The following is a 15,595-nucleotide window of genomic DNA, read 5'->3' on the forward strand; positions in this document are numbered from 1 at the left end:
GCATTTGTTTATTAGCCCATCAGCCCAATTAAAGAGGAGAGAAGAGATGGCGCGCAGCATAGTGGTGATCGACCATCAGATGAGTTGGCACCAGGCGTTTAAGGTTGAGAAGGCGCAGCTGCTAACGGCGCTGGGGAAGTGTGTCGTCAGCCTAGAGCATATCGGTAGTACCTCTGTGCCTGGGCTGGCGGCCAAGCCGATAATCGATATGTTGCTAGAGGTCGACAGCTTGGCGGCGCTGGATGCACAGGGCGAGCATCTAAGGGCCTTAAGCTATATCGCCCGTGGTGAAAATGGCATTATCGGGCGGCGCTACTTTTGCAAAAGCGAAGAAAGTAAAAGCGAAGAAGATAAGAGTGAAGAAGGGAAAAGGGATGAATACAAAGTTGGCCCGCAACGCACCCATCATCTGCATGCTTTTCAAAGCGGCAGCCAGCAACTGATCGCCCACCGCGCCTTTCGTGACTATTTGATAGCACATCCTGATAAGGCGGATGAATATGCCGAGTTAAAGCGTATCACGGCGAAACCCTGCCACCATGACAGCGAGGCTTATATGGCGGCAAAGGAGGAGTTTATACAAGAGACGCTGGCCTTGGCACTTTGCTGGTATGGCAAGGTCTAATCTCTATGCAAGCTATCGAAATGCAACACATCTTAGTACGATTTGCGCCTTAGATTCCCTTTTGCGGCGACTATGGGTATATTGCCAGTAAATCGAGTCGCCCCATGGGGGCAAGAACAGAGACGAGCTTATGTCTACCCATCAAGGTCAAAGTAAATTAGATAAAGTATTGGCAGAGGCCCGCGAATATAAAGCCAAGCGTGAGTCTGGCTATCGCGAAAAGGCGCTTAAACTTTATCCCTGGATCTGCGGACGTTGTACCCGCGAATTTACCCACTCCAATCTCAGGGAACTGACGGTCCATCACAGGGATCATAATCATGACAATAACCCCAGCGACGGTTCCAACTGGGAGCTACTCTGCCTCTATTGCCATGACAACGAACATGCCAAGTATGAAGAGTTGATCCAGTACGGACCGACGAGTGAGACTCAGGTAGAAGCGGCGACCTACAATCCCTTCGCCGATCTTAAGAATATGATGAACAAGAAGTAAGTCTTAGGATCTACTCATTATCGGCGTCTTGCGCTGCGAGACGCTGCTCCGCCTCTAGCCACTTCTGACGGCTGATGATCTGCTGGTTTTCACCGCTTTTTCCTTGCTGTTTACGCCTGTTCACATTGTCCCAAATCTCTGCCTGACGAGCCTCGTCTGCCTGGCCCCAACCGACAATCTCGTCAATGTGGCGAAAGCAACCCATACAGATATCTTCTTCGTTCAAGCCGCAGCGGGCTACGCAGGGTGATTGCATCTTTACTGTTTATACTCAAGTTGTGATCTTGGCGGCATTCTAAAGTAGCTAAGGTGAGGGTTCAACCTGGGGGCATGCTGGTGCGCCTTGGCTAATGGTGCTAGCATCTGGTTATTAGTCATTTAAATTCAAATGGTTGTGAATTTTAACGGGGTATTGTTATGGGGCTGAAATACAGATCTGTCCTCTTGGTGATCGGCATGTTGAGTTTGTCTGCCTGTTCGTTACTGGAAATTAAACTCGAGAGCGGCATAGAGCCGCTGCCGCAGGCACAACTTAACATGCGTGTCTTTAGTCGCGATTTTAGCCACACCTTCTATGCCAAGGTGGAGCAGGGGGCGGATCAGATTGCACTAAACCAAGGCGATGATCTGGCGATCAAATCCAACGTCTTGATGTGGAAGATCAACAGCGAACAGGCGCTGCAGCGGGCGATCTTTCAGGCATCTCCGGTTGCGGCCATGGTGGATACCTGGACGCTGACGGCGCAGATGAGCGCGTTTTTCGAGAGCGGCGCCGGTCAGACGCTGTTTGGTGAACAGCAAAGAATCGCCATCGAGGTCAGCAAGGTGTTGCAGGCAGATTTTGAGCGTTCCATAAAAGGCTTCGTAAAGCCAAACGAGTTCGAGCAATATCAGGCCTTTATCTTAGATTATGTGGCGAAGAACCCCATTACCGATCTCAGTTTTGCCCGTCACTCGGCCTTTAACGACTGGCTGACCTATCGCAATATCAGCGAATTTGAGGCGGTTACTACCTTTGGCACCGTCCCCGAGGTGATGAGCGATGTGTCAGACCGCATGGCGATGATCGCCGAGCAGACGCCTAAGATCCTGGGTTGGAAGGCGGAGCTGTATGCCCTGCATGCCAACATCAACCCTGAGACTGTGCAGCAGACACTGCAGAGCATCAGCGATACCTCGGCTAAGTTTCAGCAGTTGATGGCCCAGAGCCCAGAGATGATGCAGACCCTGGCGGTGGATCTACGCCGCGAGCTGACCCCGCTGCTTGCGCAGCTGAGCGAGTCCACCGACGACAAGCTGGCCAAGCTCTCCGTCGAGCGCGAGGCGCTGGAACAGATGGTGAAGCAGGAGCGCCTGGCCCTGGAGGAGATGGTAAACCGGCAGCGCGTAGCGGCCGCGGCGGAACTCGATACCATTAGCCAGCATGCGGTCGAGCGTGCCTTTAGCGAGCTGACCAAGACCCTCAAGAGCCTGATCCTCTATCTGGTGCTCTTCTTCGTGGTCTGCTTCTTCGCCCCCCTAGGACTCGGGGTCTGGCTGGGTAAACGCATGGCGCTTAAAAAGTTGCAGGCTTAAGATGCATGTCGCTATCGCTGTAGCCTAAATTGCAGACTAAGTCGCAGCCTAAGTTGGTTGACAATTAACGCCCGGCGGTCGATCATCGCCGGCGTTTGTTTTTAGCCTTATATTTTGTTGAAGAGTGCCGCAGAAAGTGTCGAGGAGCCAGATGTCCTATGCCAAGCAGTTTACTGCCTTAGATGACCTGCTAAGTAGCAGCCACGCGCTGTGGCAGGTTAAGGCCTTCGAGGCGGAGGCCTTGCCCTGGCAGGATGAGTTTCCAAGACTCGCCGACCTGCTCTGGCAGCTCGATGACGAAGAACTCGATAGTCTGGATAGCGACAGCATAGCGCTGCACGGGCGTCTTGCGCCCGCACTCGAGGCGGATCTTGCCGCCAAGGGCACAATCTGGCCCTTATCTTTACTGAAAACCCTTGCCGCAGGGCTCGCGCATTCTGAGCTAGCACATGCAGACTTCGCAGAGCAGAGCGTGGATGAGGCCTGTGCGGGGCTGTCTGAGAGTGAGCTTGGGCATTTTAGCGCCCACATCAAGGGGCGCAAGTGGCAGCAGATCCTCGCCTTTGCCGCGAGGGTCACACCAGGTGATGATGAGATCTTGGAGTGGTGCGCCGGTAAGGGGCACCTGGGGCGCCTATTGGCCAAGGGGCAGTCGCGCACAGTCGTGAGCCTCGAGTGGCAGCAGGGATTGTGTGAGGCAGGTTCGCAGTTTGCCCACCAGTGGCAATTACCCCAGCGTTTCGTCTGCGGCGATGCCCTGTCAGAATCTGCCCAGCAGCTGCTTAAACGCGAGCAGCAGGCGGTAGCCCTCCATGCCTGCGGCGAGCTGCATCTCAGTTTGCTGCGCGGCGCGGCCAAGGCGAGAACTCGCGCCTTAGCGGTGGCGCCCTGTTGTTATCATCTGATAAGTGACAGTCACTACCAGCCGCTGTCAGTTCTCGCTCAGGCGAGTGAGCTCTCGCTCAGCAAACACGATCTTCAGCTTCCCTTGCAGCGATCTGTGATTGCTAACGCCAAGGCAAGGGCGCTTCGCCTTAAAGAGGTGGCCTGGCGCCTGGGGTTCGATAGCCTGCAACGGGATGTGACCGGCAGCTCACACTACCTGCCGATACCGGCGGTGAAGCAGAGCCAACTGAGCGGTAGCTTCAGGGAGTTTTGTGCCTGGGCAGCAGAGCAGAAACAGGTCAAACTGCCCAAGCAGTGGGACGATCAAGGCTATTTGGCAAAAGGGTTCGAGCGCCAACGCCTGACCCGGCGCATCGATCTGGCTGCGCACCTGTTTCGTGAGGCCTTAGAGCTCTGGCTGCTGCTCGACAGAGTCTGTTTCCTGCAGGAGCAGAGCTATGAGGTGAGCCTAGGCGCCTTTTGCGATCTCGAGGTGACGCCGAGAAACGGCTTGATCCTGGCTCGCCTGCCAAGCTGTTCATTGCCAGAATAGAGTTTGCCTGATTAGCAACTGTCAGACTCACACCCGCAAGATTGGTGCTTGTCTGATTAGTTCTGCCAGAGTCGCTTTTTTAGCCACTTAACGGGCCAATAATCGGCTGACGAGCTTTTCAAGCAATTAGCTTCTAGAGAAGAAACCAGCGGGCGCTGTCATAAATTTGCCGATCGATGTCGAAAAAAGCCGCCCTATGGCGGTTTTTTATTGAATCATTCGCCGTTTCTTGCTCAAATGGCGGGTTAACACTGAAAGATAAAAATTGGCCGAATAAGTGCCGATATAATGAGCGAAACAGAACGGTTTCATGAAATATTCTCGCGTTTTTATAAATAGTCTGGCCTATGAGCTGGCACCTGAAGTGGTTTCGACTTCAGAGTTAGAGTCTCGATTAGCTCCCTTGTATCAGAAATTCAGGATCCCTATGGGGCAGCTCGCCGCATTGACAGGGATCCACGAGCGTCGCTGGTGGCCGAAAGGGCATAGATTGTCCGATGGCGCCCTGGCGGCGGCGCACAAGTCTATCGAGGAGACGGGGATAGATGTGGCCGATCTCGGCGCCGTGATCTATACCGGCGTCTGCCGCGATCAGCACGAGCCGGCGACCGCCTGTCGTATCGCCGCCGAGCTTGGGGTGTCTAAGGACACCGCCATCTATGACATCAGCAACGCCTGCTTGGGTGTGTTGTCCGGCATTCTGGATATCGCCAACCGCATCGAGCTGGGTCAGATCAAGGCCGGCCTGGTGGTTTCCTGCGAGTCGGCGCGTCATATCGTGGATATCACCATAGATAACATGCTGGCCGAGCCCACCATGCAGAATTATGCCCAGTCGCTGGCGACCCTGACCGGTGGCTCTGGCGCTGTGGCCGTGCTGCTTACCGATGGCAGCCTGCCGCTTAAGAGTGAGCGTCAGCATCAGCTGCTTGGGGCGAGTCACCTTTCGGCGCCCGAACATCATAATCTGTGTCAATGGGGATTACAGGAAGCGGGCACTCAGCTATACCGCGAGTTTATGCGCACCGACGGTGTGGCCTTGCTTAAAGAAGGGGTAGAGCTGGCTCGCCATACCTGGGCGCACTTCCTCGAGCAGCGTAACTGGCTGGTGGAGCAGGTCGATAAGGTGATCTGTCATCAGGTGGGGGCCTCGAACCGTAAGCAGGTGCTGAGCGCGCTCAATATTCCTCAGGAGAAAGAGTTCCCCACCTATCAGCTACTCGGCAACATGGGCACAGTCTCGCTGCCTGTGACGGCGGCCATGGCACACGACCAGGGTTTTCTGCGCAAGGGCGATCAGGTCAGTTTCCTCGGCATAGGCAGTGGTCTCAACTGCATGATGCTCGGACTCAAGTGGTAGAGCGCCCTTCATCTTCTTACTGAAAGCACAGCATAGGGGCGACGCCGAGGGGCGGCGCCCACTTAACGCATAATCATAACAGGTACCCCCATGCTCGATTCGTTATTTCCTATTAAACGCAATTACTTAGATCGTAATGGTCACAAGTTGCAATATGTGAATGAAGGCCAGGGTGAGCCCGTGGTCATGGTGCATGGCAACCCGAGCTGGTCTTTCTATTATCGCAATCTGGTGACGGCGTTGAGCCCTAATCATCAGTGCATAGTGCCGGATCATATCGGCTGCGGTCTGTCGGACAAGCCAGACGATGCCGGTTACGACTATACCCTGAAGAATCGTATCGACGATCTGGAAGCCTTGCTGGATCACCTCGAGGTGAAAGAGAAGATCACCCTGATCGTTCACGACTGGGGCGGCATGATAGGCATGGGTTATGCGGCCCGTCATCCCGAGCGGATCAAGAAAATCGTGGTGCTCAACACTGGCGCCTTTCATCTGCCAGAGGCCAAGCCGTTTCCTTGGGCGCTGTGGATCTGTCGTAACACCTTACTGGGCACAGTATTAGTGCGCGGCTTTAACGCTTTCTCCTCTATCGCCTCTTATGTAGGGGTGAAGCGCGCGCCTATGCCAAAGGCGATACGCGAGGCCTATGTGGCGCCCTTTAACTCTTGGGCGAATCGTATCTCGACCCTGCGCTTCGTGCAGGATATTCCGCTCAAGCCTGGCGATCGCAACTATGAACTGGTGAGTGAGATCAGTGAAAAGCTGAACCAGTTTAACCAACTGCCTATGATGATCTGCTGGGGACTCAAAGACTTTGTATTCGACAAACACTTCCTCGATGAGTGGAAGCGTCGATTCCCCGAGGCCGAGGTGCATGAGTTTGCCGACTGTGGTCACTATATCCTGGAAGATGCCAGCGATGAGGTGGTGGCCCAGGTGCAGCAATTTATGGCGCGTTAACTCACGTATTAACGTAAAAACGGTCACGCATTAACGTAAAAAAGGTAAGGCGGATGTCAGAGACGATTCAAGTCGGCGCCAATTTGTGTCGTCATCTCAACCGGGCGGCCAAAGAGGCCCCTAATGAGCTGGCGGTGGCGGTACAAAAGGCCTGTGGCGTCTTGAATAAACAGCTTGAGTACCAAGAGCTGAATTTTGCAAAGCTCGATGCCATGAGCGACATCCTGGCCCACGGCCTGTATGCCTATGGCATCAAACGCGGCGCCAAGGCGGTGTTGATGGTGACGCCGAGCCTGGAGTTTTTTGCCTTAACCTTCGCCCTGTTCAAGGCAGGGATAGTCCCTATCTTAGTGGATCCAGGCATGGGGGTGAAAAACCTCAAGCAGTGTTTTCAAGAGGCCGAGCCCGATGCCTTTATCGGGATCCCCAAGGCCCACCTGGCCAGACGCCTGTTCGGTTGGGGCAAGTCAAGCCTGACTCACTTGGTGACCGTAGGCGGCAGTAAGCTGTGGGGCGGTGCGAGCCTGGAGCAGCTTAAGCAACTGGGGCAAGGCAAGGGACCTTTCTCTATGGCTCAGCTCGATTGTGACGAGATGTGCGCCATCTTGTTTACCAGTGGCAGCACGGGCACCCCTAAGGGCGTTGTCTATTCCCATCGCATGTTCGAGGCGCAGATCAGCGCCCTCAAGCACGACTATCAGATAGCGCCTGGTGAGCGGGATCTCGCCACCTTCCCGCTGTTTTCCCTGTTTGGCCCGGCGCTGGGCATGGCCTCGATCGTGCCTGATATGGATGCCAGCAAGCCGATCACCGCCAATCCCGATTACATCTTTGCGGCCATCGAGCGTTATGCCTGCACTAACATGTTCGTCAATCCGGCGCTTATCGAGCGCTTGGGGCAGGCGGGCACTTCACGGGATCAAAAGGTAAAACTTGGCAGCTTGAAACGGGTGATTTCGGCGGGCGCCCCGGCGACCATAGCGTCGATCAAGCGTTTCAGTGAGATGCTAACGAGTGATGCGCCCGTGCTTAACTCCTACGGGGCCACCGAGTCCCTGCCGCTCAGCATGATAACCAGTCACGAGCTGTTTGATACTACCGAAGTTACAGACAATGGCGGCGGCATCTGTGTCGGCAAGCCGATAGACGGCGTCAGCATGCATATCATCGACATAGATGAGGCCGAGATCCCAACTTGGTCGGCGGATCTCTGCCTGCCAAGGGAGCAGATAGGCGAGATAGTGGTACAGGGCCCCATGGTGAGTGCCAGCTATTATCGGCGCGATAAGGCTACAGCCCAGGCGAAGATCTTCGATGACCAGGGTCAGCATTATCACCGCATGGGGGATCTGGGTTATCTCGATAATCAGGGACGCCTGTGGATGTGCGGTCGCAAGGCCCACAGGGTGGATTGCCGGGTCGATGGTCAGCCGCGGCGTTATTTCTCTATCCCCTGCGAGCGTATTTACAACACTCACAGCGACATCAAGCGTTCCGCCTTGGTGGGCATAAAGGTAAAAGGGGAGATGCAGCCCTTAATTTGTCTCGAGCTGGAGCAGGGGCTGAGCTGTAGCAACGCCGCCGCGCTTTATACCGAGCTTAGGCTGCTGGGCGAGGCCCATAGCCAGACGCAGGGGATCACCCGCTTTCTGATCCATCCGGGCTTTCCCGTCGATATTCGCCATAACGCTAAGATCTTCAGAGAGAAGCTGGCGGTGTGGGCGCAGTCCACCTACAAGGAGTGATCGTCCGTGAGCATCACCAAGCATTCCAATCACACAGACAACGTAAATCTGCTTCCTGAAGAGCTTGAGGCGTTAACTCAGCTGGCGGGTCTTAGCCGCCATGCCTTGGTAACCGGCGCCGGCGGCTTTCTGGGTAAGGCGATTTGTCAGCGACTCATAGCGGCGGGCATTGCCGTGACAGGCTTTGCCCGGGGGCATTATCCCGAGCTCGAAGCCATGGGCGTTAACATGGTGAGCGGCGATATCTGCGATCTCGAGTCCGTAACCAATGCCATGGCCGGCTGCGACCTGGTGTTTCATGTGGCCTCTAAGGCCGGAGTATGGGGCAGCAAGGAGAGCTATTTTGCCCCCAATGTGCAGGGCTGCGACAACCTGCTTAAGGCAGCTGCCGCCCATGATATAGACAGTTTCGTCTATACCAGTACCCCGAGCGTGACCTTTGCCGGTGAAGATGAATCTGGCATAGACGAGCGCGCGCCCTATGCCAGTCGTTTCCTTAACTATTATGGCGAGTCCAAGGCGATCGCCGAGCAGAGAGTGACGGCCGCAAACAGCACCTCATTGTCGAGTGCCAATTCTCCCTCTGAAGGCAAGCTAAATACCGTATCCCTTAGGCCCCATCTCATCTGGGGGCCGGAAGATCCTCATCTGGTGCCCAGGGTGATTGCCCGCGCCCGAGCCGGTAAGCTCAAGTTAGTGGGTAAGGTCGATAAGCTGGTGGATACCATCTATGTCGGCAACGCGGCCTACGCCCATATTCTGGCGGCCCTGACCCTCAAGCAAAACCCGCAGCAGTGCGCCGGAAAGTGTTACTTTTTGAGTAACGATGAGCCGATCACCATGAAGGTTATACTCAACAAGATCTTGGCCTGTGCCGAGCTGCCCAAGGTCGAGAAGCGGGTACCCGCCAGCGTCGCCTATCTGGCCGGCGCCCTGTTAGAAGGGGTCTATGGCCTGCTGGGCAAATGCGATGAGCCCATCATGACACGCTTCGTGGCCAGACAGCTCTCTACCTGTCACTATTTCGATATCTCCGCGGCCAAGCGCGACCTCAACTATCGCCCCTTGGTATCGATCGATGAGGGGATGGTGCAGTTAAGCAACTGGCTGAAGCAGGAAAAAGTATAAGATTAAGATAGGCGAGATACGGCTGCCTGATCAGGATGCCGCCTCCTGCATGGCGGCAATCATCACCTTGGCAATCTCATCGTAATAGCATGACCAGGCCTGCTCGATAGCCGGGCTGGATGCGTCTCGCAGGCAATCCTGAATCGACAGCAACAAGGCCGCGCGCACCACCTCAAATTGGCTAATATTGACGCCGTAATCCAGATGCTTTCGTCCCAGCTCCTCTAGCTTAGGCTTGACCTCGTTAAATTGATGCACCTTGGCAACGGCCGTGGTGATGAGCTCGTTGAAATGATACTCGAATACCGGCCGCTCGCTCTGGAACATGGGACGGATCAAGGGTGCCATGGCGAACAGGCAATCGTAGAAGTGCGAAGCAAAGTTGCTGTTTTGCCGATTGATCTCGGCAAAGGACTTTTGAATAAGCTGTTTTTGCTCGTCGGTGAGAGGCATAGCTTTCCCGGTTTTCTGAATTGAGCCTGTTGAGTGTGACTTGCTGGAGCGCTAGTTAGCGTGATGAGACTTAATCGAATCGGCACGCCTTGGCTAACTATAGCTCAGCGGGAGTGGAAGGGCGCAATCTTGCGCCCGTAAAATTAAACAGAGGAAAGCTGGGTTACCCGTGGCTGATAAAGCTCGCCTCATCGCCTCTCGATGCTTTCGCCTCAGCCCCCGCGATGGCGGCGACCTCCAGCATCGCCTGGGTTAGGCGGCTAAGCTGCTGTGCGCTAATAGTGTAAGGCGGCATGATATAGATATAGCTCGAAAATGGGCGCACCCAGACGCCGCGATCCACAAAGGCCTGTTGCAATGCTGCGGTATTGACGCTGCGGGTCATCTCAATCACGCCAACGGCGCCCAAACAACGCACCGCTTTTACTCCCTCGATTGCGCTGGCCGTCGCTAACTCCTGCTTCATCTGCTGCTCGATGGCGGCTACCTGCTCGGGCCACTGGTGTTGATTGATCAGATCCAGACTGGCACTGGCGGCGGCGCAGGCCAGCGGGTTACCCATAAAGGTGGGGCCATGCATAAAGACGCCAGAGGGGGAGTCGCTGATCCCTAAGGCCACCTCGTCGCTACACAGGGTGGCAGCCAGCGAGATATAACCGCCGGTGAGCGCCTTACCCAAGCAGAGAATATCCGCCTCAATACCTGCATGCTGGTAGGCAAACAGCTTACCGGTGCGGCCAAAGCCTGTGGCTATCTCATCTAAGATCAACAACACCTTGTAGCGATCGCACAGCGCACGTAGCCCTTTCAGATAGTCGGCGCTGTAGAAATGCATGGCACCTGCGCCCTGCATGATGGGCTCTATGATAACCGCCGCTATGGTCTGGTGATGGGCGTTCAGCAGCGCCTCCATCGCCTCGAGATCGTCTGCGATCAGGGTTTCGCCGAAGGGGGTCTTGGGGGCAGGGGCAAACAGCTGCTGAGTCACCGCCTCGCCAAACATGGTATGCATGCCGCCTTCTGGGTCACACACGCTCATCGCCGCAAACGTGTCGCCATGATAGCCATGCTTCACCGTGAGTATCCGCTGCTTGCTTGGCGCGCCGCGTCCCTGCCAATATTGCAGTGCCATCTTCATCGCCACCTCGACGGCAATCGAGCCCGAATCGGCCAGAAACACCTTGGTAAGATTATCGCTGGTCATGGCAAGTAGCTTCTTGCTCACCGCGATGGCGCTAGGGTGGGTGATGCCGCCAAACATCACATGGCTGAGGGTCGAGAGCTGTTTTTGCATCGCCTCCAGGATATAGGGGTGGCCGTATCCGTGCACACAGGCCCACCAGGAGCTGGTGCCATCGATTAGGCGTCTGCCATCATCCAGGATCAACTCGCACCCCTCTGCCGACACCACTCCATAGACAGGAAGAGCCTGGGTCATGGAGGTGTAGGGGTGCCAGATATGTTGTCGGTCGAATTGGTGGTCGATCTGGGTCGTCGCAGACATAAAAAATCCTGATTATTTTTTAACCGCTAGTAAACCGGTTTAACTGGTTAGCGTTGACAGATTAAGGCCTAAGGGTATGCTAAGCAAGATAAATGTCGCCGGAAATCAAGCATTCCGGCTCAAAATAGCAACTTGAAGGTTGGTAATCAATGTCCGAATTAGCCTTACGTCACGATTGGCAACGTGATGAAATTGAAGCACTTTTTGCGCTCCCTATGAATGACCTGCTGTTTAAGGCCCATAGCATTCATCGCCAGCATTTCGACCCCAACGAGGTGCAGATCTCACGCCTTCTGTCGATCAAGACCGGCGCCTGCCCAGAGGATTGCAAGTACTGTCCTCAGAGTGCCCGCTACGATACCGGCCTTGAGAAAGAGCGACTGATCGAGATTGAGAAGGTGCTGACCGAGGCCCGCGCCGCCAAGGCTGCCGGCGCGTCACGCTTCTGCATGGGCGCCGCCTGGCGTAATCCTCATGAGCGCGACATGCCGTATCTGAAGGATATGGTCAGCGAAGTGAAAGCCATGGGCATGGAGACCTGCATGACCCTGGGGATGCTTAGCGAGTCCCAGGCGAAAGATCTGGCCGACGCAGGACTCGATTACTACAACCACAACCTGGATACCTCGCCAGAATACTATGGCGATATCATCACCACACGTACCTATCAGGACAGGCTCAACACCCTGGATAACGTGCGCGCCGCCGGCATGAAGGTGTGCTCGGGCGGTATCGTCGGCATGGGCGAGCAGGCGAGCGATCGCGCCGGGCTGTTGCAGCAACTGGCCAACATGGCCAAGCATCCCGAGTCTGTGCCCATCAATATGTTAGTGAAGGTTGCCGGTACCCCATTTGAAAACTTAGACGATCTGGATCCGCTAGAGTTTGTGCGCACCATCGCCGTGGCGCGTATCGTGATGCCACTGTCACGGGTCCGCCTGTCGGCTGGACGTGAGAAGATGACAGATGAGCTACAGGCCATGTGTTTCTTTGCCGGCGCGAACTCTATCTTCTACGGCTGTAAGTTGTTGACCACGAGTAACCCGGAAGAGAATGAAGACATGACGCTGTTTAAGCGCCTGGGGCTTCATCCCGAGCAGGGCAAGGCGGGCACGGTCGAAGAGGATAAAGCGGTATTTGCCAAGGCACAGGCCGTTAAAGACAAGGCCTCGCAGCCTTTCTACGATGCGGCGGCGCTCTAACTCGTCCAGCGAGTAACTTCATATGAGCCGGCTTCAGCAGAAAATCGATGACAAGATGCAGCGCGCGGAACAAAGCGGGCTGCTTAGGCGTCGTCAGCTACTGACTCAATCGGTTGGCAGTGCTAACCGTTTAGTGCATCAGGGAAGCATCAAGCATAACTTTGCCAGCAATGATTATCTGGGCCTGAGTCAATCACCTGAGCTTATCGAGGCGCTGGGTGAGGGCGCGAGATTATACGGCGTCGGCAGCGGCGCCTCGCCCTTGGTCACAGGTTATAGCGATGCCCATGCGGCGCTCGAGCAGGCACTGTGCGAGGCTACCGGCCATGAGGCGGCCTTGCTCTTTAGCAGCGGCTTTAGCGCTAATTCAGCCTTGATGAAGACCTTGCTGGACAAGGAGAGTGTGGTGGTGGCCGATAAGCTGATCCACGCCTCCCTGATCGACGGCCTGTTGGAAAGCGGCGCCCAGTTAAAACGCTTCGCCCATAACGATTTGGGTGCGGCCAAGCGACTGGTGGATAAGCATCAGCCGCTGACGGTGGTGACAGAGAGCGTCTTCAGCATGGATGGTGATCTGGCGCCCATAGATGAGCTCTACGAGCTGACACAGGCAAATGATGCCTGGTTGATCGTCGATGATGCCCACGGCTTCGGCGTCCTGCCACTGGGCGGGCACAACAAGGTTGATGCCAGCTGCTGTGATATTCAAATCGTTACCTTCGGTAAGGCCCTTGGCTGCCAAGGCGCGGCGATTTTAGGCTCAAATACTTGTATCGATTTTCTGGTGGCCCATGCCAGGGACTATATCTATTCCACCGCCTTGTCGCCGGCCAGTGCCCATGTGGCCCTCAAGGCGGTGAATTTGATTAAAAACGGTGAGTGCAGAGACAGATTGGCTCAGGTGATTGAGGCCTTTAAGCTGGCCGCGAAGGCGAGGGGGCTTAGGCTGCTTGGCAGTCATACCCCGATACAGCCGCTGGTGGTGGGGGATATCGATAAGCTTGCCAAGGTCAACCGTGAGTTAAAGACCGCGGGTTTCTGGGTGGGAGCGATTCGGCCACCGACCGTGCCTCAGGGGAGCGCCAGGCTCAGGATCACCTTAAATGTGAATCATACCCAGGCAGAACTCGAGGCCCTGGCCGATCAGTTGCAGCGAGCCTTGCAAGATTAAGTGGTACAGGCTTAGAAAGTGATTTATTTTTCCAGAGGAAGTCTGATTCTGTGTGTAGTGAATTAGCCAAAGATGTGCCCACTAATATGTCGATCAAGATGCCAAGCCTAACGCCCAGTTCATTGTCAAGCCTAATACCCAGTTCAGTGCCAAGTGAAGTGCAGAATGTGCAGGGTAAAGACTGTATGAAAGAGGCGATTGGTGCAGATAAGATAGCGCGGCAGTTCTCCCAGGCGGCTAAGCACTATCAGGAGCATGACAAGGTGCAGCGTCTCAGCGCGCAGAGGCTGAGGACCAAGATGACGCCCATCGGACGTTTGTTAGATATCGGTTGTGGTCCAGGTACAGATTTTTCCGCGGCGCCAGGTCTTAATGAGGTGCTGGGGCTGGATATCGCCCCCGGCATGCTATCGCAGATGCTCGAAAGTTTTCCTAGCTACAAGGCGCTGTGCGGCGATGCCCAGGCGTTGCCCCTATCAGATGCCAGCATAGACACCCTCTACTCAAACCTAGCGCTGCAGTGGTGCAGCGATATCAAGACGGCCATAGGTGAGCTTGCCAGGGTGCTTAAGCCCGGCAGTCAATGCCATCTCGCCATCGTCGTCGATGGTAGCCTTTCTGAGCTCGACGCGCTCGGGCTAAGGGTTAATGCCTTCGAGCAAGCCCAGACGCTGCTTGATGGGTTCAGTGATAGCCATTGGCAAATTGAACACCATTCGGTGGAGCCGCTGCGGGTGCATTTCGACGATCTTAAGACGCTGCTCTATTCCATCAAGGGGGTTGGCGCCTCTGCCGCTATGGGAAGCGATGTCTCTCAAGGCTCAGATGTCACTCAGGACTCAGATGCCTCCCACGGCCCAGATGATACCCAGGGCTCAGTGAGTAAGCCGCCACCTAGGCTTCGTGGGCGTCAGGATTGGTTGGCCCTCTGTGAGCGCGCCGAAAAAATGCGTCAGCCAGAGGGACTTCCCTTGACCTATCAAATCTTATTTATTCATGCGAGCCGCAGAGGCTAGTTAAGGAAAGGGTTCATGCGTTATTTCATCGCCGGCACAGATACCGACAGTGGCAAGACCTTGGTGGCTTCCTCACTCCTCTATCTGGCGAGCAAACAAGGCAGCACCTTAGGGGTCAAGCCCATCGCCTCGGGTTGTGAGCCGACGTCTGAAGGGCTGAGAAACAGCGACGCCCTGGCATTGATGGCTCAGTCCAATGTGAAACTTGCCTATGAAAGAGTGAACCCCTTTGCTTTTAAGCCTGCCATCGCGCCGCATATCGCCGCCAAGCAGGTAGGCGTGACTCTTAATGCTGATCTGGTCACGGCTCACCTTAAGACGCTGCCATTCGATGAGGTGGATTTTGCCTTGGTTGAGGGGGCGGGTGGCTGGCGGCTGCCGCTTAACCATGCGCTTCGCGTTCAGGGTAAGCTTAATCCACAGGCCTTTCTTTCCACTGTGGCAATCGATCTGCAGCTGCCGGTGATCTTGGTGGTCGGGGTTAAGCTGGGTTGCCTCAACCACGCACTGCTGACTCAAGAGGCGATTCAGGCCGATGGGGTAAAGATAGCTGGCTGGGTAGCAAACTGCGTCGATCCCGATATGCAGGTGACTGACGAGAACCTCTTGGCGCTTACTGCTTTGATGGACGCTCCATGTCTCGGGGTCATCCCACATCTTACTGAATGTTCTAGCCAAAACGCGGCGCAATACTTAGATCTTACCAAGCTGGCACTAGGTCAAGGTTAGCCAACTCTCGCATCAATAGCGCCTGTTGAATGAGAGCCTTTGATTAACAAAACGCCACTCTCTGATTGCTGGAGTAATTATTAATAAAGATTAACGGTTTATCCCGCCAAAGCCGATAAATTTAAGATTGGCTTAATATAGGGCTTCTAGACTCCACGCCAAGGTCTACACTTTTTGGCGTGGCTGCGCA

15 protein-coding genes are annotated in these 15,595 nt (G+C 55.2%); 12 read left to right on the top strand and 3 right to left on the bottom strand.

The window, feature by feature from the left end:
• Window positions 1-46: 46 nt before the first annotated feature.
• Both SHEW_RS08850 and SHEW_RS08855 read left to right on the top strand, forming a co-directional pair.
• Window positions 47-625 (top strand): GrpB family protein, encoded by a 579-nt coding sequence (locus tag SHEW_RS08850; protein WP_011865507.1) that lies wholly within the window; start codon window positions 47-49, stop codon window positions 623-625.
• A 130-nt stretch (window positions 626-755) separates the two neighbouring features.
• A complete protein-coding gene (locus SHEW_RS08855; RefSeq protein ID WP_011865508.1) occupies window positions 756-1,121 on the top strand; it encodes a YajD family HNH nuclease in 366 nt (121 codons plus the stop codon).
• A 10-nt stretch (window positions 1,122-1,131) separates the two neighbouring features.
• Here SHEW_RS08855 and SHEW_RS08860 read toward each other — a convergent pair whose 3' ends face one another.
• Window positions 1,132-1,377 carry a DUF1289 domain-containing protein gene (locus tag SHEW_RS08860; RefSeq protein ID WP_011865509.1) on the bottom strand — a complete coding sequence of 82 codons (246 nt, stop codon included), beginning with the start codon at window positions 1,375-1,377 and terminating at the stop codon, window positions 1,132-1,134.
• Window positions 1,378-1,538: 161 nt separating this feature from the next.
• Between SHEW_RS08860 and SHEW_RS08865 the strand changes: the two genes are divergently transcribed.
• The 6 genes from SHEW_RS08865 to oleD all read left to right on the top strand — a co-directional run bounded on the left by SHEW_RS08865 (window position 1,539) and on the right by oleD (window position 9,330).
• Window positions 1,539-2,696 carry a hypothetical protein gene (locus SHEW_RS08865; RefSeq protein ID WP_011865510.1) on the top strand — a complete coding sequence of 386 codons (1,158 nt, stop codon included), beginning with the start codon at window positions 1,539-1,541 and terminating at the stop codon, window positions 2,694-2,696.
• Window positions 2,697-2,847: 151 nt separating this feature from the next.
• Window positions 2,848-4,134, top strand: coding sequence for a methyltransferase (locus tag SHEW_RS08870; protein ID WP_011865511.1), 1,287 nt, complete (start codon window positions 2,848-2,850; stop codon window positions 4,132-4,134).
• A gap of 310 nt (window positions 4,135-4,444) precedes the next feature.
• Window positions 4,445-5,494: a 3-oxoacyl-ACP synthase III gene (locus SHEW_RS08875; protein ID WP_011865512.1), complete on the top strand. Its 1,050-nt coding sequence runs from the start codon at window positions 4,445-4,447 to the stop codon at window positions 5,492-5,494.
• Between the two features lie 90 nt (window positions 5,495-5,584).
• Window positions 5,585-6,457, top strand: a complete 873-nt coding sequence (locus SHEW_RS08880) for an alpha/beta fold hydrolase (RefSeq protein ID WP_011865513.1) — start codon at window positions 5,585-5,587, stop codon at window positions 6,455-6,457.
• A 53-nt stretch (window positions 6,458-6,510) separates the two neighbouring features.
• The gene (gene oleC, locus SHEW_RS08885) at window positions 6,511-8,202 is read left to right on the top strand and encodes an olefin beta-lactone synthetase (protein ID WP_011865514.1); all 1,692 of its coding nucleotides are present in this window, start codon (window positions 6,511-6,513) and stop codon (window positions 8,200-8,202) included.
• Window positions 8,203-8,208: 6 nt separating this feature from the next.
• Window positions 8,209-9,330 (top strand): 2-alkyl-3-oxoalkanoate reductase, encoded by a 1,122-nt coding sequence (gene oleD / locus SHEW_RS08890; protein ID WP_011865515.1) that lies wholly within the window; start codon window positions 8,209-8,211, stop codon window positions 9,328-9,330.
• 30 nt (window positions 9,331-9,360) lie between these two features.
• On the opposite strand, the gene SHEW_RS08895 is transcribed toward oleD, so the two are convergent.
• Together SHEW_RS08895 and bioA are read right to left on the bottom strand one after the other, a co-directional pair.
• Entirely contained in the window at window positions 9,361-9,783 is a 423-nt protein-coding gene (locus SHEW_RS08895; protein WP_011865516.1) for a globin domain-containing protein, read from the bottom strand.
• 163 nt (window positions 9,784-9,946) lie between these two features.
• Window positions 9,947-11,287 (bottom strand): adenosylmethionine--8-amino-7-oxononanoate transaminase, encoded by a 1,341-nt coding sequence (bioA, locus tag SHEW_RS08900; protein ID WP_011865517.1) that lies wholly within the window; start codon window positions 11,285-11,287, stop codon window positions 9,947-9,949.
• A 149-nt stretch (window positions 11,288-11,436) separates the two neighbouring features.
• Here bioA and bioB point away from each other — a divergent pair, with 149 nt between their 5' ends.
• The 4 genes from bioB (at window position 11,437) to bioD (ending at window position 15,405) form a co-directional block, all read left to right on the top strand.
• Entirely contained in the window at window positions 11,437-12,489 is a 1,053-nt protein-coding gene (bioB, locus tag SHEW_RS08905) for a biotin synthase BioB (protein ID WP_011865518.1), read from the top strand.
• A 22-nt stretch (window positions 12,490-12,511) separates the two neighbouring features.
• Window positions 12,512-13,660: an 8-amino-7-oxononanoate synthase gene (locus SHEW_RS08910; protein WP_011865519.1), complete on the top strand. Its 1,149-nt coding sequence runs from the start codon at window positions 12,512-12,514 to the stop codon at window positions 13,658-13,660.
• Between the two features lie 185 nt (window positions 13,661-13,845).
• The gene (locus tag SHEW_RS08915) at window positions 13,846-14,676 is read left to right on the top strand and encodes a methyltransferase domain-containing protein (RefSeq protein ID WP_041406607.1); all 831 of its coding nucleotides are present in this window, start codon (window positions 13,846-13,848) and stop codon (window positions 14,674-14,676) included.
• 15 nt (window positions 14,677-14,691) lie between these two features.
• Window positions 14,692-15,405: a dethiobiotin synthase gene (gene bioD, locus SHEW_RS08920; RefSeq protein WP_011865521.1), complete on the top strand. Its 714-nt coding sequence runs from the start codon at window positions 14,692-14,694 to the stop codon at window positions 15,403-15,405.
• Window positions 15,406-15,595 lie beyond the last annotated feature (190 nt).

The sequence above is a fragment of the Shewanella loihica PV-4 genome (assembly GCF_000016065.1).
Classification (GTDB): domain Bacteria; phylum Pseudomonadota; class Gammaproteobacteria; order Enterobacterales; family Shewanellaceae; genus Shewanella; species Shewanella loihica.

Coding starts and splice junctions, on each gene's coding strand:
- SHEW_RS08895 (WP_011865516.1), bottom strand. CDS start 9,783: ATGCCTCTCACCGACGAGCAAAAACAGCTTATTCAAAAGTCCTTTGCC.
- bioD (WP_011865521.1), top strand. CDS start 14,692: ATGCGTTATTTCATCGCCGGCACAGATACCGACAGTGGCAAGACCTTG.
- SHEW_RS08855 (WP_011865508.1), top strand. CDS start 756: ATGTCTACCCATCAAGGTCAAAGTAAATTAGATAAAGTATTGGCAGAG.
- SHEW_RS08910 (WP_011865519.1), top strand. CDS start 12,512: ATGAGCCGGCTTCAGCAGAAAATCGATGACAAGATGCAGCGCGCGGAA.
- SHEW_RS08875 (WP_011865512.1), top strand. CDS start 4,445: ATGAAATATTCTCGCGTTTTTATAAATAGTCTGGCCTATGAGCTGGCA.
- bioA (WP_011865517.1), bottom strand. CDS start 11,287: ATGTCTGCGACGACCCAGATCGACCACCAATTCGACCGACAACATATC.
- SHEW_RS08880 (WP_011865513.1), top strand. CDS start 5,585: ATGCTCGATTCGTTATTTCCTATTAAACGCAATTACTTAGATCGTAAT.
- SHEW_RS08915 (WP_041406607.1), top strand. CDS start 13,846: ATGAAAGAGGCGATTGGTGCAGATAAGATAGCGCGGCAGTTCTCCCAG.
- SHEW_RS08850 (WP_011865507.1), top strand. CDS start 47: ATGGCGCGCAGCATAGTGGTGATCGACCATCAGATGAGTTGGCACCAG.
- SHEW_RS08865 (WP_011865510.1), top strand. CDS start 1,539: ATGGGGCTGAAATACAGATCTGTCCTCTTGGTGATCGGCATGTTGAGT.
- SHEW_RS08870 (WP_011865511.1), top strand. CDS start 2,848: ATGTCCTATGCCAAGCAGTTTACTGCCTTAGATGACCTGCTAAGTAGC.
- oleC (WP_011865514.1), top strand. CDS start 6,511: ATGTCAGAGACGATTCAAGTCGGCGCCAATTTGTGTCGTCATCTCAAC.
- SHEW_RS08860 (WP_011865509.1), bottom strand. CDS start 1,377: ATGCAATCACCCTGCGTAGCCCGCTGCGGCTTGAACGAAGAAGATATC.
- bioB (WP_011865518.1), top strand. CDS start 11,437: ATGTCCGAATTAGCCTTACGTCACGATTGGCAACGTGATGAAATTGAA.